The sequence below is a fragment of the Stenotrophomonas sp. 63632_Sma genome, from assembly GCF_056482875.1.
Genome location: NZ_CM151220.1, coordinates 916287 through 941331 on the forward strand (window position 1 = coordinate 916287; position 25045 = coordinate 941331).

The 25045-nt window shown below is 64.7% G+C and carries 23 protein-coding genes, 12 tRNA genes and 1 pseudogene; 29 read left to right on the top strand and 7 right to left on the bottom strand.

Annotated elements, in window-relative coordinates; all coding sequences use genetic code 11:
* Window positions 1-334 precede the first annotated feature (334 nt).
* The 5 genes from ACZK45_RS04175 to ACZK45_RS04195 all read left to right on the top strand — a co-directional run bounded on the left by ACZK45_RS04175 (window position 335) and on the right by ACZK45_RS04195 (window position 4523).
* Window positions 335-1339, top strand: a complete 1005-nt coding sequence (locus ACZK45_RS04175) for an isocitrate dehydrogenase (RefSeq protein ID WP_032129081.1) — start codon at window positions 335-337, stop codon at window positions 1337-1339.
* Between the two features lie 131 nt (window positions 1340-1470).
* The gene (locus tag ACZK45_RS04180) at window positions 1471-1881 is read left to right on the top strand and encodes a hypothetical protein (RefSeq protein WP_125895358.1); all 411 of its coding nucleotides are present in this window, start codon (window positions 1471-1473) and stop codon (window positions 1879-1881) included.
* Window positions 1882-2042: 161 nt separating this feature from the next.
* Window positions 2043-2786 (top strand): cysteine hydrolase family protein, encoded by a 744-nt coding sequence (locus ACZK45_RS04185; protein WP_478445485.1) that lies wholly within the window; start codon window positions 2043-2045, stop codon window positions 2784-2786.
* A 53-nt stretch (window positions 2787-2839) separates the two neighbouring features.
* Entirely contained in the window at window positions 2840-3748 is a 909-nt protein-coding gene (locus tag ACZK45_RS04190) for a LysR family transcriptional regulator (RefSeq protein ID WP_478445486.1), read from the top strand.
* A 25-nt stretch (window positions 3749-3773) separates the two neighbouring features.
* A complete protein-coding gene (locus ACZK45_RS04195; RefSeq protein ID WP_293796629.1) occupies window positions 3774-4523 on the top strand; it encodes a sulfite exporter TauE/SafE family protein in 750 nt (249 codons plus the stop codon).
* Between the two features lie 60 nt (window positions 4524-4583).
* Here ACZK45_RS04195 and ACZK45_RS04200 read toward each other — a convergent pair whose 3' ends face one another.
* Entirely contained in the window at window positions 4584-5342 is a 759-nt protein-coding gene (locus ACZK45_RS04200; protein ID WP_032129086.1) for a Bax inhibitor-1/YccA family protein, read from the bottom strand.
* A 180-nt stretch (window positions 5343-5522) separates the two neighbouring features.
* Between ACZK45_RS04200 and ACZK45_RS04205 the strand changes: the two genes are divergently transcribed.
* Both ACZK45_RS04205 and ACZK45_RS04210 read left to right on the top strand, forming a co-directional pair.
* Window positions 5523-5599 (top strand) — tRNA-Pro (locus ACZK45_RS04205).
* Window positions 5600-5638: 39 nt separating this feature from the next.
* A tRNA-Arg gene (locus ACZK45_RS04210) sits at window positions 5639-5715 on the top strand.
* Between the two features lie 326 nt (window positions 5716-6041).
* On the opposite strand, the gene ACZK45_RS04215 is transcribed toward ACZK45_RS04210, so the two are convergent.
* The 3 genes from ACZK45_RS04215 to ACZK45_RS04225 all read right to left on the bottom strand — a co-directional run bounded on the left by ACZK45_RS04215 (window position 6042) and on the right by ACZK45_RS04225 (window position 7932).
* The gene (locus ACZK45_RS04215) at window positions 6042-6455 is read right to left on the bottom strand and encodes a hypothetical protein (protein WP_478445487.1); all 414 of its coding nucleotides are present in this window, start codon (window positions 6453-6455) and stop codon (window positions 6042-6044) included.
* A 75-nt stretch (window positions 6456-6530) separates the two neighbouring features.
* Window positions 6531-7451, bottom strand: a complete 921-nt coding sequence (locus ACZK45_RS04220) for a hypothetical protein (protein WP_071228867.1) — start codon at window positions 7449-7451, stop codon at window positions 6531-6533.
* A 139-nt stretch (window positions 7452-7590) separates the two neighbouring features.
* On the bottom strand, window positions 7591-7932 hold the full coding sequence (locus tag ACZK45_RS04225; protein WP_478445488.1) for a hypothetical protein: 342 nt from the start codon (window positions 7930-7932) through the stop codon (window positions 7591-7593).
* 46 nt (window positions 7933-7978) lie between these two features.
* Here ACZK45_RS04225 and ACZK45_RS04230 point away from each other — a divergent pair, with 46 nt between their 5' ends.
* The 17 genes from ACZK45_RS04230 to ACZK45_RS04310 all read left to right on the top strand — a co-directional run bounded on the left by ACZK45_RS04230 (window position 7979) and on the right by ACZK45_RS04310 (window position 19143).
* On the top strand, window positions 7979-8113 hold the full coding sequence (locus ACZK45_RS04230; RefSeq protein WP_478445489.1) for a hypothetical protein: 135 nt from the start codon (window positions 7979-7981) through the stop codon (window positions 8111-8113).
* Window positions 8114-8280: 167 nt separating this feature from the next.
* Window positions 8281-8357 (top strand) — tRNA-His (locus tag ACZK45_RS04235).
* A gap of 79 nt (window positions 8358-8436) precedes the next feature.
* Window positions 8437-8512, top strand: a tRNA-Lys gene (locus ACZK45_RS04240).
* A gap of 198 nt (window positions 8513-8710) precedes the next feature.
* Window positions 8711-8786: transfer RNA gene (locus ACZK45_RS04245), tRNA-Lys, on the top strand.
* A gap of 245 nt (window positions 8787-9031) precedes the next feature.
* Window positions 9032-9397: a hypothetical protein gene (locus ACZK45_RS04250; protein ID WP_071228865.1), complete on the top strand. Its 366-nt coding sequence runs from the start codon at window positions 9032-9034 to the stop codon at window positions 9395-9397.
* A 139-nt stretch (window positions 9398-9536) separates the two neighbouring features.
* Window positions 9537-9621, top strand: a tRNA-Leu gene (locus ACZK45_RS04255).
* A gap of 189 nt (window positions 9622-9810) precedes the next feature.
* Window positions 9811-11106: a trigger factor gene (gene tig / locus ACZK45_RS04260; RefSeq protein ID WP_049400909.1), complete on the top strand. Its 1296-nt coding sequence runs from the start codon at window positions 9811-9813 to the stop codon at window positions 11104-11106.
* 76 nt (window positions 11107-11182) lie between these two features.
* Window positions 11183-11809, top strand: coding sequence for an ATP-dependent Clp endopeptidase proteolytic subunit ClpP (gene clpP / locus ACZK45_RS04265; RefSeq protein WP_004146318.1), 627 nt, complete (start codon window positions 11183-11185; stop codon window positions 11807-11809).
* 126 nt (window positions 11810-11935) lie between these two features.
* Window positions 11936-13225, top strand: a complete 1290-nt coding sequence (gene clpX / locus ACZK45_RS04270) for an ATP-dependent Clp protease ATP-binding subunit ClpX (RefSeq protein ID WP_032129320.1) — start codon at window positions 11936-11938, stop codon at window positions 13223-13225.
* 142 nt (window positions 13226-13367) lie between these two features.
* Complete coding sequence (gene lon / locus ACZK45_RS04275) at window positions 13368-15818, top strand: endopeptidase La (RefSeq protein ID WP_478445490.1); 2451 nt, start codon at window positions 13368-13370, stop codon at window positions 15816-15818.
* A 217-nt stretch (window positions 15819-16035) separates the two neighbouring features.
* Window positions 16036-16308, top strand: a complete 273-nt coding sequence (locus ACZK45_RS04280) for an HU family DNA-binding protein (RefSeq protein WP_004146343.1) — start codon at window positions 16036-16038, stop codon at window positions 16306-16308.
* A gap of 11 nt (window positions 16309-16319) precedes the next feature.
* Window positions 16320-16394: transfer RNA gene (locus tag ACZK45_RS04285), tRNA-Val, on the top strand.
* 26 nt (window positions 16395-16420) lie between these two features.
* Window positions 16421-16497: transfer RNA gene (locus tag ACZK45_RS04290), tRNA-Asp, on the top strand.
* Between the two features lie 85 nt (window positions 16498-16582).
* Window positions 16583-16659, top strand: a tRNA-Asp gene (locus tag ACZK45_RS04295).
* Between the two features lie 86 nt (window positions 16660-16745).
* Window positions 16746-16822: transfer RNA gene (locus ACZK45_RS04300), tRNA-Asp, on the top strand.
* Window positions 16823-16928: 106 nt separating this feature from the next.
* A tRNA-Asp gene (locus tag ACZK45_RS04305) sits at window positions 16929-17005 on the top strand.
* Window positions 17006-17187: 182 nt separating this feature from the next.
* On the top strand, window positions 17188-19143 hold the full coding sequence (locus ACZK45_RS04310) for a peptidyl-prolyl cis-trans isomerase (RefSeq protein ID WP_032129322.1): 1956 nt from the start codon (window positions 17188-17190) through the stop codon (window positions 19141-19143).
* A 172-nt stretch (window positions 19144-19315) separates the two neighbouring features.
* Here ACZK45_RS04310 and ACZK45_RS04315 read toward each other — a convergent pair.
* A pseudogene (locus ACZK45_RS04315) lies at window positions 19316-20514 on the bottom strand (lytic transglycosylase domain-containing protein).
* The gene (gene gloB, locus ACZK45_RS04320; protein ID WP_478445491.1) at window positions 20511-21275 is read right to left on the bottom strand and encodes a hydroxyacylglutathione hydrolase; all 765 of its coding nucleotides are present in this window, start codon (window positions 21273-21275) and stop codon (window positions 20511-20513) included. The pseudogene ACZK45_RS04315 and the gene gloB overlap by 4 nt, the downstream one beginning before the upstream one ends.
* Window positions 21276-21286: 11 nt before the next feature.
* Between gloB and ACZK45_RS04325 the strand changes: the two genes are divergently transcribed.
* From ACZK45_RS04325 to dnaQ, 3 genes are read left to right on the top strand one after another with little or no spacing between them, the layout of a single operon-like run.
* Window positions 21287-21931, top strand: a complete 645-nt coding sequence (locus ACZK45_RS04325) for a methyltransferase domain-containing protein (protein WP_121504044.1) — start codon at window positions 21287-21289, stop codon at window positions 21929-21931.
* Window positions 21932-21944: 13 nt separating this feature from the next.
* The gene (rnhA, locus tag ACZK45_RS04330; protein WP_032129326.1) at window positions 21945-22397 is read left to right on the top strand and encodes a ribonuclease HI; all 453 of its coding nucleotides are present in this window, start codon (window positions 21945-21947) and stop codon (window positions 22395-22397) included.
* A 4-nt stretch (window positions 22398-22401) separates the two neighbouring features.
* Window positions 22402-23133, top strand: a complete 732-nt coding sequence (gene dnaQ, locus ACZK45_RS04335; protein WP_478445492.1) for a DNA polymerase III subunit epsilon — start codon at window positions 22402-22404, stop codon at window positions 23131-23133.
* Between the two features lie 69 nt (window positions 23134-23202).
* Here dnaQ and ACZK45_RS04340 read toward each other — a convergent pair whose 3' ends face one another.
* The gene (locus ACZK45_RS04340) at window positions 23203-23907 is read right to left on the bottom strand and encodes a PP2C family protein-serine/threonine phosphatase (RefSeq protein ID WP_032129328.1); all 705 of its coding nucleotides are present in this window, start codon (window positions 23905-23907) and stop codon (window positions 23203-23205) included.
* 164 nt (window positions 23908-24071) lie between these two features.
* On the opposite strand from ACZK45_RS04340, the gene ACZK45_RS04345 reads away from it, so the two are divergent.
* Window positions 24072-24162 (top strand) — tRNA-Ser (locus tag ACZK45_RS04345).
* A gap of 478 nt (window positions 24163-24640) precedes the next feature.
* Window positions 24641-25045 carry a DUF6165 family protein gene (locus ACZK45_RS04350; RefSeq protein WP_046982834.1) on the top strand — a complete coding sequence of 135 codons (405 nt, stop codon included), beginning with the start codon at window positions 24641-24643 and terminating at the stop codon, window positions 25043-25045.

The window sequence follows — 25045 nt, forward strand, 5'->3', positions numbered from 1 at the left end:
GGGCGTGGCCCGGCGCTACCTGGTACGCAGGGGCCGTTCCCGCGATCCAACAGCCCAGGAGCCCCCTTGTTGTTCAAGGGGGCGCGCCGGTAGGCGGGGGGATAAGGTGGAATGCGCGGGCAAACCGCAGAGCGGTTTGCTCAAGGGGGCGCGCCGACAGGTGCGGGGATAAGGTGGGATGCGCGGGCAATTCTGCCTGAGCCGGGCACTGGGACCATGGTCTATTTGGGACCTCGGCCCCGGCTCAGGCATAATTGCCGGTGAAACTTCCTTTGCGCCGGCGTTTCCGGGCACGTCCGGACGGCGTTTTTCCCCCTGTTCGGAACATCGATCAATGACGCAGAAAATTACGGTCATCCGCGGCGACGGCATTGGCCCGGAAATCATGGACGCCACCCTGTTCGTGCTCGACCAGCTCAAGACTGGCCTGGAGTACGAAGACGCCGACGCCGGCCTGGTGGCCCTGGAAAAGCACGGCGACCTGATGCCGGCGGTGACCCTGGAATCGATCGCGCGCAACAAGGTCGCGCTGAAGAGCCCGCTGACCACCCCGGTCGGTGGTGGCTTCACCTCGATCAACGTCAGCCTGCGCCGTCACTTCGACCTGTACGCCAATGTGCGTCCGGCCCACACCTTCCCGAACACCAAGTCGCGTTTCGACAACGTCGACCTGATCACCGTGCGTGAGAATACCGAAGGTGCCTACCTGGCCGAAGGCCAGGAAGTGTCGGCCGACGGCGAGACCGCCTTCTCCGGCACCCGCATCACCCGCAAGGGCTCCGAGCGCATCGTGCGCTACGCCTTCGAGCTGGCCAAGAGCACCGGCCGCAAGAAGGTCACCGCCGTACACAAGGCCAACATCATCAAGTCGACCTCGGGCCTGTTCCTGAATGTCGCCCGTGAAGTGGCTGCGCAGTACCCGGACATCGAATTCCAGGAAATGATCGTCGACAACTGCTGCATGCAGCTGGTGATGCGTCCGGAACAGTTCGACGTGATCGTCACCACCAACCTGTTCGGCGACATCATCTCCGACCTGTGCGCCGGCCTCGTCGGCGGCCTGGGCCTGGCCCCGGGTGCCAACATCGGCAAGGACGCGGCGATCTTCGAAGCCGTGCACGGCACCGCGCCGGACATCGCTGGCCAGGGCAAGGCCAATCCGTGCGCGCTGCTGCTGGCAGCCGCGCAGATGCTGGACCATGTCGGCCAGCCGGAAAATGCCGAGCGCCTGCGCAAGGCCATCGTGGCGACCATGGAAGCCAAGGATTCGCTGACCGGCGACCTGGGCGGCACCGGCACCACCATGAGCTTCGCCCAGGCCATCGCCAGCCGCCTGTAAGCGGCCGGCGATCCGGCTGGAGATCGTCTCGGCGATGTCCAGGCCGGGCCTGCATGCGTTGAAGACGGGCCGTCCTTGTACGGCCCGTCTGCGTTTTCAACTGCGGTTTTTCACCGACAGGATTTTTTCAGATGCCTGAGGCGGCCGTGTGGGTCGTGGCGGCCGTTGCCGTCTATGCTGTCGGCGTGGCGATCTACGCCATCTTCTACTGGCCGTGGTCCCGCGCCCAGCGCGCGCTGCGCCGCCTGCGGACGCAGGGGGCGCCCCTCCGCAGCATGCAGGAGGGCGAGGCGCGCATCCTGCGGTTGATCGAATTTCCGGCAGGATCGCCTGTGTATCTGCTCGAAGGCAGCTGTGCCGAGTTCGTGATCAGGAGCAGGATCTCTCCGGCCCAGCATGTGCAGACCCTGGCCGGCGTCCCAGTGAAGTATCCGGCGGGCCTTGCACGTGCCGTGCGCGCGGGCAGCAATACCGCCGAAGTGGTGCTGGGTCGTGACCACGCGATGATCGTGCGACTCAATGGGGTCAAGCTGGCCCAGTAGAGTCGAGCCATGCTCGACTGCTCCTGCGTAGTCGAGCATGGCTCGACGCTACAAGGACATTCTGTGCGAAATTTGCACAGATCATGTGCTTTTGCATGGCTGGTTCGTGCGCCGTCCGCTCCGCATCATGTGCCCACTTTCCACCGCACAGGAGCTTGAACATGAACCTCACCGCCTTTGGTCTGGCCAGCCTGATCGGCATGGCCGCCGTTACCCCCGTCACCGCTGCCGAACCGGCCCATCCCACCATTCGCCACATGGCTGGCGCACCCGTTGTGGCTTCGCTGGATGCGGCGAAGACCGCCGTGCTGGTGATCGACTTCCAGAACGAATACTTCGACGGCAGCGCTGCGCCGGGCTTCGCCGGTGGCCGCATGGTCATCCCCGATGGCGTGGCCGCACTGCGGCAGGCGAAGCGGGTGGTCGAGTTCGCCGATGCCCACGGCATCCGCGTGATCCATGTGCAGCACGTGTTGCCGGCTGGTGCGCCGCTGTTCGCGCAGGGCAGCGTCAATGCCGCCTTCCATCGCGACCTGCAGCCGCGCAAAGGTGAGACCGTGGTGCAGAAGGACAACGTCAGCGTGTTCGCCGGTGACTCGGCCGCAGTGCTCGACCAGGTGCTGAAGGATGCCGGCATCGACACCCTGATCGTCACCGGCCTGCAGACCCATGCCTGCGTGGCCGGTGCCGCCCGCGATGCCGCAGCGGCACCGCGTGGCTACCGCGTCATCGTGTCGTCCGATGCAACTGCCAGCCGTGATCTGGATCTTGCCGGAGGCCAGCGCATCGGTCATCGCGCGCTGCATGACGCCTCGCTGGCGCAGATTGAGGACACCTTCGGCGATGTCATGGCGACTGACGCGATCCTGGCACTGCCGGTGCGCAAGGCCGGCGACGGCGCTTGATAAGCTGACGGGGCCCGCACGCCGCGGGCCCCGCCACCTGGAGCTGCCCGCCGATGGACCATTTCGCCGCCCTGCGTGCGCTGCGCGCCATCGTCGATGCAGGCAGTTTCACCGCCGCCGCCGAACGACTGGGTACCACCCATTCGGCGATGTCACGGCAACTGCGGCAGCTGGAAGAACATCTAGAGGTTCGACTGCTCGATCGCAACAGCCGCCGGCTGTCACTGACGGAAGCCGGTCGCGACTACTACCGCGAGGCGGCAGCGCTGCTGGATCGCCTGCAGGAGGCGGATGACCGCGCACGCGCAGGGCAGGCACAGCCCAGCGGCACCGTGCGGATCAGCGTGCCGCAGGTGGTCGCCAGCCAGGAGCTGCCGCATTGGTTGCCGTCGTTCCTGCAGCGCTACCCACAGGTCACGCTGGATCTTTCCGCCGACGACCAGCTGGTTGATGTGGTCGGGGGCGGCTTCGACCTGGCGCTGCGCATCGCGCCTTCCTTGCCGGACAGCCAGCTGGTCGCGCGCGAGCTGGCCAGCTGCCCACGCATCCTGGTCGCCGCACCGGCCTATCTGGCGCGGCACGGTCTGCCCCGGCAGGCTTCGGACCTCGCACAGCACACGCTGCTGGGTTTCAGTCCCACAGCGGCGATGTCGCCCTGGCAGCTGCAGGGGCCACGCGGTGCCGCCGCGAGCATCGAGGCGGGGCAGCGCCTGCGGGTGGATGCGACGCCAGCGTTGTATGCCGCTGCGTTGGCTGGCATGGGCATCAGCCTGTTCACTGCGCTGACCGTGCAGGAGGACCTGCGTGCCGGCCGCCTGATCCGCGTGCTGCCCGCCTGGCACGCCGGACAGCGGCGCTACTTCGCGCTGTATCCGCACGCGCGGGCGCTGGCGCCGAAGGTGCGTGCGCTGGTCGAGCACCTTGCGGCGCACTACGCTGCACCGGTGGGCGCGGCGGGGTAGTCGCGCGGCAGCAACCGAGGTGGTGATGGAGTCGGTGTATCTGCTGGTCGCGCTGGGCGCGATCGTCGCCGGATTCGTGCAGGGCCTGTCCGGCTTCGCCTTTGGCATGGTGGCGATGTCGTTCTGGGCGTGGGGACTGGAGCCGCGGCTGGCGGCGACGCTTTCGGTGTTTGGTGCGCTGGTCGGGCAGCTGGTCGCAGTGTTCACCGTGCGCCGCGGTTTCAACCTGCGCCTGCTGCTGCCGTTCGTGCTGGGTGGGCTGGCCGGCATTCCGCTGGGCGTGACGGTGCTGCCACAGCTGGACATGGACTGGTTCAAGGCGCTGCTGGGTGGCTTCCTGGCGCTGTGGTGCCCGGTGATGCTGATGGCGCGCTCGTTGCCTCCGGTCCGCGTCGGCGGCCGTATCGGTGATGCGATTGCTGGCATGGCCGGTGGCGTGCTCAGTGGCATCGGCGGCTTTGCCGGGCCGGTGCCGACGTTGTGGAGCACCCTGCGAGGCTTCGGCAAGGACGAACAGCGCGCGGTCATCCAGAACTTCAACTTGGCGATGCTGGCGGTGACCATGGCCACCTATGTCGGCAGCGGCCTGGTGAGCCGGCAGATGTTGCCGTACTTCGCCATCGTGGCACCGGCCATGCTGGTGCCGACCCTGCTGGGCGCGCGGGTCTACATCGGCATCAGCGAGGCACGCTTCCGGCAGGTCGTGCTGGGCCTGCTGACCGCGTCAGGCATCGCGTTGCTGGCGTCGTCGCTGCCGGTACTGCTGGCGCACTGAGGGAAGAACAAAAAAGGGCGCCACGAAGGGCGCCCTTTGTCGTCTACGGCATGTTTCGGCTCAGCGCTGCTGGATCTTCGACAGCAGGCGCAGGAATTCAACATACAGCCAGACCAGGGTCACCATCAGGCCGAATGCGCCATACCACTCCATGTACTTCGGTGCACGCTGGGCGACACCGGTTTCGATGAAGTCGAAATCCAGCACCAGATTCAGCGCGGCCACGACCACCACGAACAGGCTGAAAGCAATGCCCAGCCAGCCGGAGTCGTGGATCACCGGCACGTCGATGTTGAAGAAGCCCAGCACGAACGAGGCGAGGTAGAGCAGGGCGATGCCGCCAGTGGCGGCGACCACGCCCATCTTGAAGTTCTCGGTGGCCTTGATCAGGCCGCTGCGGTACGCGAACAGCAGCGCGAACAGGGTGCCAAAGGTCAGCAGCACCGCCTGGAACACGATGCCCGGGAACTTGGCGTTGAACACGGCCGAGATGGCGCCCAGGAACAGGCCTTCCACCAGCGCGTACATCGGTGCGGTGACCGGCGACCACTCCTTCTTGAACACGGTGATCAGCGCCAGCACCAGGCCGCCGATGGCGCCGCCCATGGCATACAGCCTGGCACCGGGCAAGACCTGGCCGTAGTCGCCGATGGTCTGGTTCCAGGCGAAAGCGGCCGTTAATACGGTCAACAGCAGCAGGAAACCGGTCTTGTTGACGGTGCCGTTGAGGGTCATGGCCTGGTCGGGGCTGGTCACCACCGAGCCACTGGCGAGGTCGAGGAAGGTGGACTCGGAAAGAGCCGGGTTGCCGCTGCGCATACGCGTTCTCCGTGCGAATGAAGGTCAGGACGGCCATCCGGCCGATGGGCGTGAGCATAGCCGATGACCGCTTTCGGCGTTGTGGCAGGCGCCGGATCTGCGCATCCTGCGTTGACAGTTCCCAATGCGCTTGGCGACAATGACCAGCTCCCCGGGCCTGACCCGAGGGGATTGCAAGACCGGGGTATAGCGCAGTCTGGTAGCGCGCCTGCTTTGGGAGCAGGATGTCGGGGGTTCGAATCCCTCTACCCCGACCAATCCCACATCACGTCGGATTGGACACCGTTCCGGTTCGGGCGCCCGTAGCTCAACTGGATAGAGCACCGGCCTTCTAAGCCGGCGGTTACAGGTTCGATTCCTGTCGGGCGCGCCATTGGAATCAATGGTTTAAGTGCTCACATCCGTGAACATTGGTTCCCATTCGATGGCTGCACGACCCTGGGTGGCGAGCATTCCACCTTCCTCTTTTCCGATGAAAGATACCCTTTGCATGGGGTGCAGTCGCACGACGTGATGTCATTCCGGTTGCGGTTGACCGGCGTCTGACGTCGATCGGCTCACTCCGCAGGTGCTTGAGCAGCGCCGCCTGGGATGGGGCAATGCACCCGGCAAAGAAAAAAGGCCAGCGCTATGCGCTGGCCTTTCTCATGTCGCGATGGTCGCGATGGATGCACTCTGGTCGAGTGCACCCCGGATGGATCACATCTGTTCCAGTTCGCCCACTCGCACCTTGCCGCCACCGCCGCAGTTGCCGTGGCAGCCGCCGCTGATCGGGCCGCTGCCGCCGCCACCGCCGCCGCCACCACCACCGCCGCGGGAGTTGGGCGGGAGGACGGTCGAAATCACTTCGCCGGAGTCGAAACCTGCACCTCGCCACGTGTAGTTGACGCAGGAAATACCGTTGCAGACGGTCAGGACATCGCCGGTCTGGACGCGCGTCTGGGCTGTCCAGACCGTGGTCCGGCCGGCATTGAGATTCTTGACCTCTTGGGAAAGCTGCTGGTTGGTCACCGGATCGGGATACGGGGTTGTCAGCGTGCATCCGGCGGTGCAGTTGATGACGCCAGGAAGCTTTTTCGCTTGAAGGCTCCCGGCCGCCATGAACAGCAGCACGCCTGCAATGGCGGGAATGGAGTTTCTACCAAGCGAAGGGATAATCCCAATCAGTCTAGCTTTCACAATAGGTCCTTATCGTGGGATGCAACAGTTCTTGAAGATTTCGTTCGATGAAATGCGGGCTTTCTCTTTCTCTTGGCTGCTCAGGTTTTTCTCATGGTTGGCAATGTCATCGGTGGTGGCAAAACGTGGGTCCAGCCGGTTGAGGACGCGGGTGTACGCCAGGGCCGCAACGGGATCCGCAGGAACGATGCCGCCATAGGTGTAGGCCATCGCCATGTCGCTGATGACATTGACGTTCCCTTGTGATTCCAGCTCGCGCAGATATCCGGTGGCGGTGTCCTTCCACGCCTCGAGCGCCGCGGGATCACGGATTGCGTCATCAAGCGAACCGATGACTTTCTCCGGCGATCGCGAGTAGGCGCGCATCGCTTCCTGCGAGCCCATGGCGGCGGCCTTCGAAAGCCAATCGGCGTGATAGATGTCCTGATCCAGAGCCAGCGACTCACACTCTTTGAGGATTCGTTCCGACCGCTCCAGGAACCAGTTGCCGGCCCCGACCGTGGTGGCCGAATCCGCCAGCTTGTCAGCGCGATCCGAGATGAAGGTCTGGCATTGCTCGATGGTTCGATAGATTTCGTAGGTTGCCGTGGCATCTCCGGATTCGGAGCGCAGCATCAGTTGCTTGACGTGGGCGAGTGCGTCACCGGGAGGCCGGAACTCATTGCCTCTTACGATTTCGTAGGCCTTGGGGCCCACGGCCTTGTACGAGCCCGGCGGGATTTTGTTGTCCCGCTCAAGCCTTTGCGCGGCCGCCGCACCTGACGCCGGAAGCTGCCTTCCCTGGTCAGGCCGTTCATCGAGGCTGCCACTCTTCCCGGATTCCTCTGCCGTGGCATCCGCAGTTGCCTGCTGCCGGTAGCCGGACATTGCAACGGCTGCCACTGCCAGCACGGCTGCCAGCGCGACGAATCCGATTAGCCGCTTGCTCATCTATTGATCTCACCTTCATTGCAGGAACCGGCATGGTTGCAAACGCGCGCCCTGCGTTCCATGTCCTGCAGCTAACGTTGTATGAATGGATCTCCCCCATCCCTATTTGAGATTCATTCACGATTTGTTCACTAAGCGTTCATGCTCTCGGGGCGTGCCCGACGACGGGCGGGCTGTTCGCCAGCGCCTGACATCCGGTGCGTGCGGCACGCGCCTTCTCTAGCTCGGGATGGATGCAGATTCGAACGGCGTGGGTGAGGTGAAGCAGGTGCTGGTCGAAGTACATCGGCGGCGCAGGCGCCAACGGCGGCTTACCTTTCTGCCTCGGCGCTGTCGCCTCGCGGGCGTTTGCTGGCCTGCTGATGGGGGTGACGGCCGAACGCAACACGTCGTTCGACTTGATCGAAACGATGTCGCCGATGGACGGTTGCGACCGATGTTCTGGGCCGACGATGAGCGCTTGCACGCGCAGGGTGTGCAAGCGATTACCCGTCGAGTTGCTTCTTGGCAGGACGCAGTCGCGCAACGTGATGCTTCAGTTGCTCGACGGAGCTGGCCAGCCACGCCTGCAGCTGCAGGTCACGCCGAAAGGGGAGGCCACGCTGTCATTCCTGGATGGGCATGCGGACATCGCGCGCGTGACCTCGGCGGAGCAGCATTGATCTCCTGTTCCGGCCCCTGCACATCAATGTGAAGAAGTGCTTGCAATTCCTTCGCGACTCCCGGAAAATGCCGGACTCGCTTGGGGGACGGACTTCTGGTTCCACCCGCTAGCAAAGCATCAAGGTCCAGCGTCAGCCTCATCGGCGGTGGAGCGAAAGTTTCAGTGGTGGCTGTAGCTCAGTTGGTTAGAGTACCGGATTGTGATTCCGGTGGTCGGGGGTTCGAATCCCCTCAGCCACCCCACTGATTCAACCGCATCGGCGCAGCCGAAACGGTATTGCAATAAACAGAAAGCACGCTACAATGTGTGTCTGAGTTTCACGGGCCGTTAGCTCAGTTGGTAGAGCAGTTGACTCTTAATCAATAGGTCCAAGGTTCGAATCCTTGACGGCCCACCAAGACAGAAGCCACCTGGTATCCCAGGTGGCTTTTTTCTTATAAGTGTGACTCCCATCGTTTCGATGGATCACGGGTTGCAGAGCCCCGCTTGGCCGTGGATCTGCAATGCAGCGGGACCGCAGTGCTGGTTTCAACGATGTTGAAAAAAGTGCTTGCACCCACCGAGCGGATCGGGTCATAATTCGCGCCCCGATTTCGGGCTGTTAGCTCAGTTGGTAGAGCAGTTGACTCTTAATCAATAGGTCCAAGGTTCGAATCCTTGACAGCCCACCAGACGAAAGCCACTTGGTTCGCCAAGTGGCTTTTTTCTTGTCTGCGCGCCGGGTTGCGCTTCATCTACGCATGGTGTGGATCTGCTGAAACGGCGCATGGCGTGGATCTACTGAAGCGATGCTGAAATCAGGGGCATACGCGTCATCAGTGTTTTCAATGCTGTGCGCTGCTTCTCACCGCATCCTTCCTGCATCGCACCCAATGGATCTTCCGCGCCGAAGGCGCATGCACGAAGGAAGATGTTGATGGCTGATATCAATCGATTGCACCGCACGCTGTGGGTTCCCTTCGCGTTGATGGCGCTGGCTGCCTGCGCGCCGGCCAATGATCCCGCGAAGACCGTTGAACGCGATGCGGGCACGGAGAGCACTCCGGCGCGCCCGGTGGGTGACGCCATGCAGATGCAGCCGGCTCAGCCTGCGGAAGCGGAGGTCCTGCCTGACGCGGTGGATGTGCAGCGCAATGCGGACGGTTCGGTGGATGTGCGCAAGGCCATGCCGGAGTCGGTGGCCCTGCGCCGTACCGACGACGGGGGCGTGGAGATCCGCAAGGGGGAGGCGCCCGCCGAACATGCCGGCATGGCACCGGCCCGCGCTGTACCGCAGCAGTAAGCCGCAGTCGTCCTGGCGGGCGGTGCGCCCGCCGGGGCGGCAGCGATGCAGGGGGCGCGGCCATCGCGGCAGATTCAGTTTTGTGCAGGCCTTCCGCTTCCTGCCCCCGCCTGCGACAATGAACGCCTGAGCCGGCCACGCGAAAGTGGCGGAATTGGTAGACGCCCTGGATTTAGGTTCCAGTGCCGCAAGGCGTGGGGGTTCGAGTCCCCCCTTTCGCACCAGTGCCGGCCTGTCCCCGCCCTGATCGGGCCATCTGCGCCCCCTTGACCGGCACGCGCTGGCAGTGCAGGCCGAATTGGGCGAAACTAAAGGGCTGCGGCAAGCAGGCGCGTCCCAGACGTCGTGTCCTTACAACCGTTTCATCCCAATCATCGAGCCGGGGGCGTGGGCCACCGGTGGCAGGAGTCAACATGCAAGCTTCGATCGAATCCACCGGCAACCTGGAACGCCGCCTGAGCTTCTCGCTGCCGGAAGAGCGTCTGCAGAGCCACATCGTCGGCCGCCTGGGCGAAATCGCCCGTACCACCCGCATCAAGGGTTTCCGTCCGGGCAAGGTGCCGGCCAAGGTGATCGAGCAGCGCTTCGGCGCGCAGGTCCGTGGCGAGGCGCTGGACGGCCTGCTGCGCGAAACCTTCGATGCCGCCGTGCGTGAGCACGACCTGCGCATCGTCGGCAGCCCGCGCATCGACAAGGGCGACGAGGGTGAATTCTCCTTCGTGGCCACCGTGGAAGTGGTGCCGGACTTCGGCGACATCGACGTCAGCAAGCTGACCGTCGTGCGCCACAGCGCCGAGATCACCGACGCCGACATCGACCAGATGATCGAGAACCTGCAGAACCAGCGTCGTACCTGGGCCCCGGTCAGCCGTGGCGCGCAGGACGGTGACCTGGTCGCGGTGGAAACCTGGTCGCAGGCCGGCGAAGAGCGCCTGCCGGCCGAGGGCACCGAGAAGGGTTCGATCGTGCTCGGCCAGGGCATGATGTTCGACACCATCGAAAAGGGCCTGGTCGGCCTGGCCAAGGGCGAAGAAAAGACCCTGGACGTCGAGTTCCCGGCTGACTGGCGCGTGCCGGTGCTGGCCGGCAAGACCGTGCAGGTGACCGTCAAGGTTGCCGAAGTGTCCGAGCCGGTCGTGCCGGCGGTCGACGAAGCCTTCATCAAGAGCTTCGGCGTGAAGGGCGGCGACGTCGAGCAGTTCCGCAGCGACATCCGCGCCAACCTGGAGCGCGAGCTGAAGGGTGCCCTGATGAACCGCCTGCGCCGCGAAGTGGGCGAGCAGCTGATCGCCGCCTATTCGTCGGTGGAAATGCCGCCGCGCCTGGTCGAGAACGAAGCCCGCGCCATGCTGGCCCAGCAGGTCGAGCAGATCCGCCGCAACGGCCAGAACGTCGGCGAGATCCCGGCCGATGCCCACGAAGGCTTCAAGGAAGCGGCCGCCAAGCGCGTGCTGGTCGGCCTGCTGGTCGGTGAAGTGGCCCGCATCAACGACCTGCGCCTGGAAGCCAAGCGCCTGAACGAAACGATGCGTCTGATCGCTTCGACCTACGAAGAGCCGGAACAGGTCATTGAGATGTACCGCAACGACCCCCAGCTGATGTCTGGCCTGCAGAACCGTGTGATGGAAGAGCAGGTGATCGACTGGATCGCCGAACGTGCCCAGCACACCGAAGAGAAGCTGTCGTTCCAGGACGCGATCCGCCAGTAAGCCCGGGCGGATCACCGGATGCCCCGCGCCTTTGCCGGCGCGGGGTTGTTGCCCCCCAAGATAGGTACCTCACGTAATGGACAACCGAACCAAAGCCCTGAACCTGGTTCCGATGGTGGTCGAGCAGACCAGCCGCGGCGAGCGTGCCTACGACATCTATTCGCGCCTGTTGAAAGAGCGCCTGATCTTCCTCGTGGGCCCGATCGACGATCACATGGCCAACGTGGTGGTGGCGCAGTTGCTGTTCCTGGAGTCGGAGAACCCGGAAAAGGACATCAACATCTACATCAACTCGCCGGGTGGCGTGGTCACCGCCGGCATGGCGATCTACGACACCATGCAGTACATCAAGCCGAATGTGAGCACCACCTGCATCGGCCAGGCCGCCTCGATGGGCGCCCTGCTGCTGGCCGCGGGCGAAGCTGGCAAGCGCTATGCGCTGCCGAACTCGCGCGTGATGATCCACCAGCCGCTGGGTGGCTACCAGGGCCAGGCCACCGACATCGACATCCACGCGCGTGAGATCCTGACCCTGCGTTCGCGCCTGAACGAGGTGCTGGCCAAGCACACCGGCCAGTCGCTGGAGACGATCGCCCGCGACACCGAGCGCGACAACTTCAAGAGCGCCTTCGAGGCGCAGGCCTATGGTCTGGTCGACCAGGTCCTGGAGCGTCGTCCGGACGAGTCGATCCAGGCCGGCTGACCGGCCATCACGGGGCCAGGGAGGCCCCGTTCCTGCAGGGTCGGGCGGGACTGGTGTCCCCTCGGCCCTGTGCTATTCTCGAATCGAACCCCCGTTCAGCGGGTGGGGTAACTGGGTAAGCGAAGCATGAGCGAAGACCGCCAAGGTCGTTCCACGGACACCGGCAAGATCCTCTACTGCTCTTTCTGCGGCAAGAGCCAGCATGAAGTGCGCAAGCTGATTGCGGGTCCGAGCGTATTCATCTGCGATGAGTGCGTGGAGCTGTGCAACGACATCATCCGTGAGGAACTTGAGGAAAAGGCGCAGTCGGCGCGCAGTTCGCTGCCCAAGCCGCGCGAGATCCTCGAGGTCCTCGACCAGTACGTGATCGGCCAGAACCGCGCCAAGCGCACCTTGGCCGTGGCCGTGTACAACCACTACAAGCGCATCGAGAGCCGACAGAAGAACGACGACGTCGAACTGGCGAAGTCGAACATCCTGCTGGTCGGCCCGACCGGTTCGGGCAAGACGCTGCTGGCCGAGACCCTGGCCCGCCTGCTCAACGTGCCGTTCACCATGGCCGACGCCACCACGCTGACCGAAGCCGGTTACGTGGGCGAGGACGTGGAGAACATCATCCAGAAGCTGCTGCAGAAGTGCGACTACGACGTCGAGAAGGCACAGCAGGGCATCGTCTACATCGATGAAATCGACAAGATCTCGCGCAAGAGCGAGAACCCGTCGATCACCCGCGATGTGTCCGGCGAAGGCGTGCAGCAGGCCCTGCTGAAGCTGATCGAAGGCACCGTGGCCAGCGTTCCGCCGCAGGGCGGCCGCAAGCACCCGCAGCAGGAATTCCTGCAGGTGGACACCAAGAACATCCTGTTCATCTGCGGCGGCGCGTTCGCCGGGCTGGACAAGGTGATTCAGGCCCGTTCCACCGACGTCGGCAGCATCGGCTTCGGCGCCAAGGTGAAGAGCAGCGAGCGCAAGCAGGAAGTGGGCAAGGTGCTGGCCGAAGTCGAGCCGGAAGACCTGATCAAGTTCGGCCTGATCCCCGAGTTCGTCGGCCGCCTGCCGGTGGTGGCGACCCTGGAGGAGCTGGACGAGCCGGCCCTGATCAGGATCCTGACCGAGCCGAAGAACGCCATCACCAAGCAGTTCAAGAAGCTGTTCGAGATGGAGAACGTCGAGCTGGAGTTCCGTCCGGACGCGTTGTCGGCCATCGCCAGGAAGGCGCTCAAGCGCAAGACCGGTGCCCGTGGCCTGCGCACCATCGTCGAATCGGTCCTGCTGGACACCATGTACGACCTGCCGTCGCAGGAAAACGTCAGCAAGGTGGTGGTGGACGAGTCGGTGATCGAGCACAAGTCCGAGCCGTACCTGATCTACCAGACCCCGGCGGCCCCTGAACAGAAGGCCGCAGGCGCCGAGTGATCCTTCCAGGTTGTTGATTGGAAAGGATTTTCAAGGAATGCCTTGCATCTGAAAGCCGATGGCCCCATAACGGGGCCATCGGCTTTTTTTGTCTCCGGAAGATGCCCTCCCGGAGGCGGTTTTCCCCTTCCCTGGAGCCCCCATGGCCCGTTCCCCAAGTGAAACCCTCGACCTGCCGGTCCTGCCGCTGCGCGACGTAGTGGTGTTCCCGCACATGGTCATCCCGCTGTTCGTCGGCCGTGACAAGTCCATGCACGCGCTCGAACAGGCAATGGAGTCGGACAAGCGCATCCTGCTGCTGGCGCAGAAGTCGGCCGAGACCGACGACCCGCATGCGGCCGACCTCTACCAGGTCGGTACGCTGGCGCAGGTGCTGCAGCTGCTGAAGCTGCCCGACGGCACCATCAAGGTGCTGGTCGAAGGCCTGTCGCGCGTGCAGGTCACCCACGTCGACGAGCGTAACGGCTCGCTGCACGGCCAGGCCGTGGAGATCGACGCCACCGACGAGCGCGAAGCACGCGAGGTGGAGGCGATCGCCCGCTCGCTGATGTCGCTGTTCGAGCAGTACGTGAAGACCAATCGCAAGCTGCCGCCGGAGCTGCTGCAGACGTTGTCGGGCATCGATGAGCCGGCCCGCCTGGCCGACACCATCGCTGCGCACATCAGCGTGCGCCTGGCCGACAAGCAGCGCCTGCTGGAAACGCTGGCCGTCGGTGACCGCCTGGAGATGCTGGTCGGCCTGGTCGATGGGGAGATCGACGTGCAGCAGATGGAAAAGCGCATCCGCGGCCGCGTGAAGTCGCAGATGGAGAAGAGCCAGCGCGAGTACTACCTCAATGAACAGATGAAGGCCATCCAGAAGGAACTGGGTGACCTGGACGACGCACCCGGCGAGCTGGAAGAACTGGCCCGCAAGATCGCCGAAGCCGGCATGCCGAAGGCGGTTGAAGCCAAGGCGCGCAACGAACTGAACAAGCTCAAGCAGATGTCGCCGATGTCGGCCGAAGCCGCGGTGGTGCGCAACTACCTGGAGTGGCTGCTGGGCGTGCCGTGGAAGAAGCGCAGCAAGGTGCGCAAGGACCTGAAGGCTGCGCAGGACACCCTCGACGCCGATCACTACGGCCTGGAGAAGGTCAAGGAACGCATCCTTGAATACCTGGCGGTACAGTCGCGCGTGAAGCAGATGAAGGGCCCGATCCTGTGCCTGGTCGGGCCGCCGGGCGTGGGCAAGACCTCGCTGGGCCAGTCCATCGCCAAGGCCACCAACCGCAAGTTCGTGCGCATGTCGCTGGGCGGCGTGCGCGACGAGGCCGAGATCCGTGGCCACCGTCGTACCTACGTCGGTTCGATGCCGGGCCGCATCGTGCAGAACCTCAACAAGGTCGGCAGCAAGAACCCGCTGTTCGTGCTCGACGAGATCGACAAGATGTCGATGGACTTCCGTGGCGATCCGTCGTCGGCGCTGCTGGAAGTGCTCGACCCGGAGCAGAACAACGCGTTCAACGACCATTACCTGGAAGTGGACCTGGACCTGTCCGAAGTGATGTTCGTGGCCACCTCGAACTCGCTCAACATTCCCGGCCCGCTGCTGGACCGCATGGAAGTGATCCGCATCCCCGGCTACACCGAGGATGAGAAGCTCAACATCGCCACCCGCTACCTGGTGCCCAAGCAGGTCAAGGCCAACGGCCTGCAGCCGGAAGAGCTGGAGATCGGCAGCGATGCCATCCAGGATATCGTGCGCTACTACACGCGCGAATCGGGCGTGCGCAACCTGGAACGCGAGATCGCCAAGATCTGCCGCAAGGTGGTGAAGGAGATCGCGCTGGCGGGCCCGCAGCCGGTGAAGGCGAAGAAGGGCGCGAAGAAGTCCAAGGCGCTGGTGAGCGTGTCCAGCAAGAACCTGGACAAGTACCTGGGTGTGCGTCGCTTCGATTTCGGCCGCGCCGAGGAAGAGAACGAGATCGGCCTGGTCACCGGCCTGGCGTGGACCGAAGTCGGTGGCGATCTGCTGCAGATCGAATCGACGCTGGTGCCGGGCAAGGGCCAGCTGATCCTGACCGGCCAGCTCGGCAACGTGATGAAGGAATCGGCTTCGGCGGCGTTGTCGGTGGTGCGTTCGCGCGCCGTGGGCTTTGGCATCGACAGCGACTTCCTGCAGAAGCACGACGTGCACCTGCACGTGCCCGATGGTGCCACGCCGAAGGACGGACCGAGTGCCGGTGCGGCAATGGTCACCTCGCTGGTGTCGATGCTGACCAAGGTGCCGGTGCGTGCCGACGTGGCGATGACCGGTGAGATCACCCTGCGTGGTCGTGTCACCGCCATCGGTGGCTTGAAGGAGAAACTGCTGGCCGCACTGCGCGGTGGTATCCGCACGGTCATCATTCCGGAAGAGAACCGCAAGGACCTTGCAGATATTCCGGCCAACGTCACCCGCGATCTGGAGATCGTGCCGGTGAAGTACATCGAAGAAGTCCTGGACCTGGCGCTGGAGCGCCCGCTGGCACCGAAGAAGGCGCGCAAGAGTGCGCAGCGTGTCACGGTGCGCAGCAAGGCCAAACCGAGTGGAAGCGCGCGCGTCAAGCATTGACGCGCGCTGTCCGATGGCCCGAAACCCGCGTCGTTGCTGGCTTTCCAGCTTGCGTGGGGGTAGGGCCACTGGTATAAAAGCAGCACTCGCGAATGAGTGATCGCTGTCAGCGATGACTGAATCGGCGAACCGTTTCCACATGGCGGCCGCATGCAGAAGGCGTGCGGTTGCTTCCCTGTCGAATAAGCGGAACCCACCGCCAAAGGAGTTGTAGAGAATGAACAAGACCGAATTGATCGATGCCGTTGCTGAAGCTGCCGACCTGACCAAGGCCGAGTCCAGCCGCGCTGTCGATGCCGTCGTTGCTGCCGTCACCAAGGCGCTGAAGGACGGCGATGCGGTCACCCTGGTTGGCTTCGGTACCTTCCAGGTCCGCGACCGTGCTGCCCGCACCGGCCGCAACCCGAAGACCGGCGACACCATCAAGATCGCTGCTTCGAAGAATCCGTCGTTCAAGGCTGGTAAGGCCCTGAAGGATGCTGTAAACTAAGCGGCTCGCTGGGGTGCTTAGCTCAGCGGTAGAGCGTCTCCTTTACACGGAGAGGGTCGGGGGTTCGAAACCCTCAGCACCCACCACAGCACCGCGGTAAAAGTTTGAGTGTGGAGCGGTAGTTCAGCTGGTTAGAATGCTGGCCTGTCACGCCGGAGGTCGCGGGTTCGAGTCCCGTCCGCTCCGCCATTCAACGAGGCCTCCGGCCAAAAGCTGGAGGCTTTGTTTTCTCCCCGGTCCAGGCCGGTGGGAAAACAGGAAATAGCAACAATGCGGAGCGGTAGTTCAGCTGGTTAGAATGCTGGCCTGTCACGCCGGAGGTCGCGGGTTCGAGTCCCGTCCGCTCCGCCACTACATCGAGGCCCCCGGCCTAAAGCTGGGGGCCTTGTCTTCTCACCGACAGGTTCGGAAGGAAGGCGAAAGGTTTTTGCAAGAACGGAGCGGTAGTTCAGCTGGTTAGAATGCTGGCCTGTCACGCCGGAGGTCGCGGGTTCGAGTCCCGTCCGCTCCGCCATTGCAGAATTCTTAAGTCCCTGTGAAAAAACTTTGAAAAAAGTGTTCATCGGGCTGGGTTTCCAGGGAGTCTTCGGATATACTGGGCGCCTGCAAAGTTTCAGCGCGGAGCGGTAGTTCAGCTGGTTAGAATGCTGGCCTGTCACGCCGGAGGTCGCGGGTTCGAGTCCCGTCCGCTCCGCCAACTTTAAAAGTCCTCGGCGCAAGCCGGGGGCTTTTTCTTTGTGCCCTGCGGCAGGCCTGCCGAGGTGCTGACGGCACAGGTCCGCGGAGATCGGCGCAGGCCGCGCCGGCGCTGCTTTTGGTCCCTGCGACGAAGCGGGTTACACTGCCGGGCTCGCCAATCAGGCCTTGTGATTCCTCACCATGCTGCAGAAACTCCGCGACAAGACCTCAGGCTGGATCGTCACCGTGATCCTGGGGCTGCTGATGATTCCGTTCCTGTTCGTGATCGACAACAGCTACCTGGGTGGCGTTGGCGCACAGAACGTGGCCAAGGTTTCCGCGCCTCCGACCTGGTGGCGTTCGGCACCGTCGTGGTGGCCGGTGCGCATGCTGTGGCAGCACCACGAGATCAGCGCGCAGGATTTCCGCACCCGCTTCGAGCAGGAGCGCATGCGTGAGCGCCAGCAGCAGGGCGAGAACTTCGACCCGCGCGCGTTCGAAAGCACTGAAAACAAGATGGCCGTGCTCGATCAGCTGATCGACGAGCAGGTCGTGCGCCTGGTGGGCGAGCAGGCCGGTGTTGTGATCGGCGATGGCGCGGTGCGCGAGTACATCGCCACCATCCCGGCCTTCCTCGATTCGAACGGCAAGTTCAACGAGAACAACTACCGCTTGGCCCTGGCCGGTGGCAATCCGCCGCGTACCCCCACGCAGTTCCAGGAGCTGGTGCGCGAGAGCCTGCAGCAGTCGGTGATCCCGTCGGGCCTGCAGAATTCGGGCTTCGTCACCCAGGCCGAGACCGAGCGCCTGCTGAAGCTGCTGGGTGAGACCCGCGACGTCGAACTGGCCGCGCTGCCGGAGGTTCCGGCCGATACCGCGCCGGTCACCGATGAGCAGATCAAGCAGTGGTACGACAGCCACGGCAAGGATTTCCGCCAGGCCGAAAGCGTGTCGCTGGAATACGTCGAGATCAATGGCGCCAACCTGCCGGCACCGACCGCGGCCGACGAAGCGACCCTGCGCAAGCGCTATGAGGACGAGAAGGCGAAGTTCACTTCGCCGGAACAGCGCCAGGCCGCGCACATCCTGATCACCGGTGACGGTGCCGAAGCCAAGGCGAACAAGATCGCCACCGAAGCCAAGGCGGCGGGTGCCGACTTCGCTGCACTGGCCAAGGCCAATTCGGAAGACCCGGGTTCGAAGGACCAGGGCGGTGATCTGGGCTGGGTCGAGCGTGGCGCGATGGTCAAGCCATTCGAAGACGCCCTGTTCGCCGCCAAGGCGGGTGACGTGATCGGCCCGGTCAAGACCGACTTCGGCTACCACATCATCAAGGTCGCCGCGGTGCGTGGCGGCGAAGGCAAGTCGTTCGAGGAAGTGCGTGACACGCTGGCCGCCGAGCAGCTGAAGGCCGACGGCGAGCGCGGCTTCAACGAGCTGGCCGGCCACCTGGTCGATGCCATCAACAAGAGCCCGAGTGATCTGGCTGCTGCGGCCAAGGAAGTGAACCTGCCGCTGCAGACCCTGGGCCCGATCACCCGCGCAACCGCCAGTGGCATCGCCACCGATCCGGCTGTGCTGCGTGCGGCCTTCTCCGAAGTGCTGGTGCAGGATGGTACTGCCAGCGACCCGATCGCCCTGGGCGGTGCCACCAACCACAGCGTGGTCATCCGCGTGGCCGCGCATACCCCGGAGCAGGCGATGCCGCTGGACAAGGCGCGTGAGCAGGTGATCGCCGCGATCCGTGCCGACCGCCAGCGCCAGGCCAGCGACAAGGCCGCCGACGCCGTGCTGGCCAAGCTGAAGGCGGGCGCCACCCTGCAGTCGCTGGCCGCCAGCGAGAAGCTGCAGCTGAGCCCGATGCCGGGCCTGCCGCGCAGCCAGCCGGTGCCGACCCCGGAAATCAACCGCGCGATCTTCAGTGCGCCGGTGCCGGCGGAAGGCAAGCCGAGCTACGGCAAGGTCGACGTCAACGGCCACGCGCTGCTGTTCGCCGTGAACAAGGTCAACCCGGGCGACATCAAGGAAGTGACCGCCGAGCAGCAGAAGCAGCTCAAGGATCAGCTGAGCCAGATTGACGGCATGGCCGCAGCCAAGGCCTACGTCGAGGCGATGCGCAGGAAGTTCGTGATCCAGACCACCGAAGAGAACCTGTAAGCCTCGCGGCGGGGCAGGATCGAAGAAGGCCCGGCATTGCCGGGCCTTTTTTTGTGCTTGCGGCTATGTAGAGTCGAGCCATGCTCGACTGCTTTTTGCGCCGACCATCCCGCGAGCGGAAGTCGAGCATGGCTCGACTCTACAGAGAGCAGATACCGCGGTGTTGGGGCCGTCAGTCTTCCACGCGCAGCACTGCGCCGGGCTTCAGCACGCTGCTGCCACTCAGGCCGTTCAGCGACAGCAGGGCCTTTACCGGCATGCCGTAGCGGCGGGCGATGGTCCAGGCCGACTCGCCATCACGCACGGTGTGGCGGCGGCTGCGCGGGCGGTCGGCGATCGCGGCCACGGTCTTGGCCACTTGCGGCGTCGGCGTGGTCGTGGCAACCGGTGCAGTGCTGGCCACCAGCGTGGTCGCGGCTTCCGTCACCGTCGCATTAGCGGCCGAGACCGGGGCCAGGACCCGGGTGGTTCCGGAGGCGCGGTTGCCGGCGGCCAGGGCCGGGTTGAGGCGGGCGATCCTGGCGGGGTCCAGGGCGCGCTGTGCGGCCCACTGCTGGACGCTGGTGTAGCTACCAGGGTGTGGTCCTTCAACACCGGCACGGTGCGGTCCAGCGAGGCCATCACGCGAGGCTGGTCCTCCACGTCTTCCAGCACGCAGGCCAGGGCATGCAGCTTTTCGACATAGGCATGGGTAACCGGCGACAGCCCCGGCAGGGCTGCCGGCTTGGCATTCTGCGCGTTCATGCCGGCCTTGCGCATGGACTGCAGTACCCGGTACTCGCCGGCGTTGTAGGCCATGGTGGCCAGGCGCCAGTCGCCGCCGAACATGCCGTGCAGAGTCTTCAGGTAGCGCACCGCGGCCTGGGTGGAATCAACCGCCGACAGGCGGCCGTCGTAGCCGTTGGCCATGGGTACGCGGTGGTTGCGCGCCGTGGTGGCGATGAACTGCCACAGGCCGGTCGGGCCGCTGCCGTTGCGGGCATTGGGCCGGTAGCCGCTTTCCACGAAGGGAATCAGGGCGAATTCGGTGGGCAGGTTGGCCTTGCGCAGTTCTTCAACCACGTAACCAAACAGCACCAGTGCGTCGTCATCCTGGTTGGCCAGGCGCGAGGGGGCGTGGGCGAACTGCTTCTGCCAGCGCGGGCTGGTAGCCTCGGCATCGCAGCTGGGCTCGGCCAGGCCGTCGCGGAAGCTGGTGAAGATCTCCTGGCCATTGCGCACCGAGGGCGCAGGCAGCGCGGACGGATCCAGCGGCAGCGCCGCAGCGGCGGTCAGGTTCTGGCTGATGCCGGCGCCCAGCGACTGTGCGCCCGCGGTTCCGGCCAGCCCCAGGGCAAGGCCCAGGGCCAGCGGCAGACTTCGGCGCATCATGCGCGGAAGCCGTCTTTCCAGTGCCGGAGACCGGCCATCACGTCGACGTCGTCCACGACGTCACGGCCCAGGTGTGCCGACACCGACGCACGGATCGGTGCAGCGTGCACACGCAGGAAGGGATTGCAGTCGAATTCGTTGGCCAGGGTTACCGGCAGGGTGGAACGGTCATCGCGGCGCATGGCCAAAGCCTCCTCTTGGCGCTGCCACAAGGCAGCGTTGGCGGGGTCGACATGCCGCGCGAAGACGGCATTTGACACGGTGTACTCGTGGGCGCAACAAAGCAGCAGTTGCGCGGGCAAGGTACCCAGCTTGCGCATCGATGCCAGAAGCTGGGACGGCGTACCTTCGAACAGGCGTCCACAGCCCAGGCTGAACAACGAATCTCCGCTGAAAAGATGTTCAGCAGTGTGAAACGCGATGTGGCTGCGGGTATGCCCGGGCACGGATAGTACGTGGAACGTCCGGCCCAGTGCCTGAACGCGTTCACCTTCGCCGACCCGCTCGGTTGCCGTGGGGATGCGCTCTTCGACCGGCGCGATGACCCGGACGCCGGGAAAACGTGCCTGCAGCGCGGGCACGCCACCGATGTGGTCATCGTGGTGATGGGTGAGCAGGATCGTGTCCACGCGCAGGCCCTGATCGGCCAGTGCGAGCACTGGCGCGGCATCGCCGGGGTCGACGACCACGGCAGCGCCCTCGTTGTCGATCAGCGTCCAGATGTAGTTATCCGCAAATGCGGGCAGGGCAGTCAGTCGCATAGAATTGGACCATGCCCGCGCTGCAGAGCACCCGTCAAGCGAGCCAGACCCCGTGGTTCGACAGCGAACCGGCGGAGGCCTTGCGTGTGCTGGAGCGGCAATTGCTGCTGCCGCAGCTGTCGGTGCTGCCGGCGCAGCCCTGGCTGTGGATCGCACCAAGTGCAGCCTGGCTGGACGATGCACAGCTGGGTGGACGCGGTCTGCGCCTGTATCGGCAGGGACAGGGCTATGCCGGCGACACCCGCTGTGCGCTGCCGCTGCCGCTGGCCAATGAGAGTGTCAATGCGATCGTGCTACAGCATGTCACCGCGGCCGACGCCGACCGGCTGCTCGACGAGTGCGAGCGCGTACTGATGCCGGGCGGCCATCTGTGGCTGAGCAGCCTCAATCCGTTCAGTCCGTATCGCACGCGCTGGCGCCAGCATGGGCTGGTGGTGCGCACGCCGCAGCGGATCCGCCTGCTGCTCGGCCGTCATGGGCTGGAATGCGACGATATGCGTTACCTGGGCCCGCTCTGGCGCGGTGCGGGCAGCCGTCGTCCCGGAGGTTGGGCACCGCTGCGCGCGGCCTGCCTGTTCCATGCGGAAAAACGTACGCTGGCCCTGCCTGGGCCGAAACCGCTGCCGGTGCGCTGGCACGGCACCGTAGCTACCTGATTCTGGAGTTGTATTGAAAACCATCGAAATCCACACCGACGGTTCCTGCCTTGGCAATCCCGGCCCCGGCGGCTGGGCTGCGCTGCTGCGCTACAAGGGCCACGAGCGCGAACTGAGCGGTGGCGAGGCGCACACCACCAACAACCGGATGGAGCTGATGGCGGCCATTTCCGGGCTGGAGTCGCTGACCGAGCCGTGCAACATCGTGCTCTATACCGATTCGCAGTATGTGCGGCAGGGTCTGACCCAGTGGATGCCGGGCTGGATCCGCAAGAACTGGAAGACGGCTGGCGGCGATCCGGTAAAGAACCGCGAGCTGTGGGAGCGCCTGCAGGCGGCCACGCTGCGGCATCAGATCGATTGGCGCTGGGTGAAGGGTCACTCCGGCGACCCGGACAATGAGCGGGTGGATACGCTGGCCCGCAACGCGGCGATCCAGATCCGCGACGCCAGCCCGGTAAACTGAGCCCATGCGTCAGATCATCCTCGATACCGAAACCACCGGCCTGGAGTGGAAGAAGGGCAACCGCATCGTCGAAATCGGCTGCGTGGAGCTGTTCAAGCGCCGCCCGACCGGCAACAACTATCACCAGTACATCAAGCCGGACTGCGAGTTCGAACAGGGCGCGCAGGAAGTCACCGGCCTGACCCTGGAGTTCCTCGATGACAAGCCGGACTTCGCGCAGATTGCCGACGAGTTCCTGGCCTTCATCGATGGCGCCGAGCTGATCATCCACAACGCGGCGTTCGACCTCGGCTTCCTCGACAACGAGTTGTCGCTGCTGGGGCCGCAGTACGGGAAGATCACCGACCGCTGCGCCGTGATCGATACCCTGGTGATGGCGCGTGAGCGCTTCCCGGGCCAGCGCAACTCGCTGGATGCGCTGTGCAAGCGGCTGGGCGTGGACAACTCGCACCGTGCGCTGCACGGCGGCCTGCTCGATGCGCAGATCCTGGGCGACGTCTATATCGCGCTGACCTCGGGCCAGGAAGAAATCGGCTTCGGTCTGGGCGATGACGATGGCGGTAGTGCCGGTGCGGCGCTGCAGGCCTTCGACACCAGCAAGCTGCTGCCGCGCCCGCGCGTGGTGGCCACGCCGTCGGAGCTGGAAGCGCATGCGGCGCGACTGGAGCGGCTGCGCAAGAAGGCTGGCCACGCGCTGTGGGATGGCCCGAAGGTGGAAGAGCCCGCCAGCGCGTAATGCCTGGAGTGGGGTAGTGCCGGCCGCTGGCCGGCAGCGCCGCATCCACGCATGGCGTGGATCTACCGGTTAGTGGCAGCGCACCAGGATCACGCTGATGTTGTCGCGGCCGCCGCCGTCGAGCGCGGCGGCAACCAGCGTGTCCACGCATTCCTGTGCGCTGGCATCCTCGAAGGCGAGGGTGCGGGCAATGCTGCGGTCGTCCACTTCTTCGGTCAGGCCGTCACTGCACAGCAGCAGCTGCATGCCCGGACGCAGTTCGCCGCTGGTGGTGGCCACGTTCAGATGCGCCGGATCGGTCACGCCCAGCGCCTGGGTGACCACGTTGCGGTGCGGATGCGCACGCGCCTGTTCGGCGGTCAGGTTGCCCTGCGCGACCAGCTCCTGCACCACGCTGTGGTCCTGGCTGAGCTGGGCCAGCTGTCCGTCGCGCCACAGGTAGGCACGGCTGTCGCCGACCCACGCCACTTCATAGCGGTTGCCCTGTACCCGTGCGGCGACCACGGTAGTGCCCATCGGCAACGTGTCGTTGCGCCGGCGCGAGGCGCGGATGATCTCTTCGTCGGCTGTGCGGATGGCCTGCGCCAGCGGTGCGCCGCGGCGGATCTCGCGCACGATGGTCTCGCGCGCCAGCGCGCTGGCCACTTCACCGCAGGCGTGCCCGCCCATGCCATCGGCCACCAGCCACAGGGCCAGCTCACTGTCACCGTAGTAGGTGTCCTCGTTGAGCTCGCGACGCATGCCGGGGTGGGTGAGGTGTCCGAATTCGATCATGGGCGCTGGGGCGGGGTGTTGCTGGGGAGACAGGCATCATCGGGTGGCTGCGCGCATCCGGCAAGGCATGCGCTCAGGAAATTTTCACTTCGTTGGCCGGAATGACTTGTCGTCGGCCTCACTTCCTCGTATGATGCGCGTCCCCGGTCCGCCGGGGACCACCCGGAGAGGTGGCAGAGTGGTTGAATGTACCTGACTCGAAATCAGGCAGGCGTTTATAGCGCCTCGGGGGTTCGAATCCCCCCCTCTCCGCCAGATTAAAGAAAAAGGGCTGCCGAAAGGCAGCCCTTTTTCTTTAATCTGGCGCGGGATGCGCCGCGCTCTGCGCGTCGCCCCACACGTTGCTGCGCAACCTGTGGGCCCCTCCCTTTGCCTGCCTCTCCCCGCCCCTGTCGGGGCAGCCCCTCAACAGAGGGGCTTGTTCCTCCAGATGCACCAGTAGATCCACACCATGTGTGGATGCGCGGCGGGAATCACGCCGTAGTGACCATATCCTGATCTGGCTGGGGACGCGCCGCGCTCTGCGCGTCGCCCCACACGTTGCAGCGCAACCTGTGGGCCCCTCCCTTTGCCGGCCTCTCCCCGCCCCTGTCGGGGCAGGTGCATCAGTAGATCCACGCCATGCGTGGATGCTGTTCCTGCTGGCAGGCTCATCCACGCATGGCGTGGATCTACCCATTCCATCGCGAGCTGCGGGTTAAACTGCCTGCATCACCTGTTGGAGCTTTTTCCCATGACCGCTGAAATCCTCGTCCCCGTTTCTTTCGGCGAGCTGCTGGACAAGATCTCGATCCTGCAGATCAAGTCCGAGCGCATCAGTGACGAGGGCAAGCTGGCCAATGTGCGCAAAGAACTGTCGGCGCTGGAGCAGACCTGGATGGCACACCCGGCGGCGGTGAAGGACATCGCCAAGCTGCGTGCCGAGCTGAAGGCGGTCAACGAGCAGCTGTGGGACATCGAGGACGACATCCGCCTGAAAGAGAAGGCGCAGGCGTTCGACCAGGGTTTCATCGACCTGGCGCGCAGCGTCTACCTGCGCAATGACGAACGCGCGCGCATCAAGAAGGCGATCAACCTGGCGCTGGGTTCGGCGTACGTGGAAGAGAAGTCCTACCAGGATTACGCGCAGCGCGCGTAA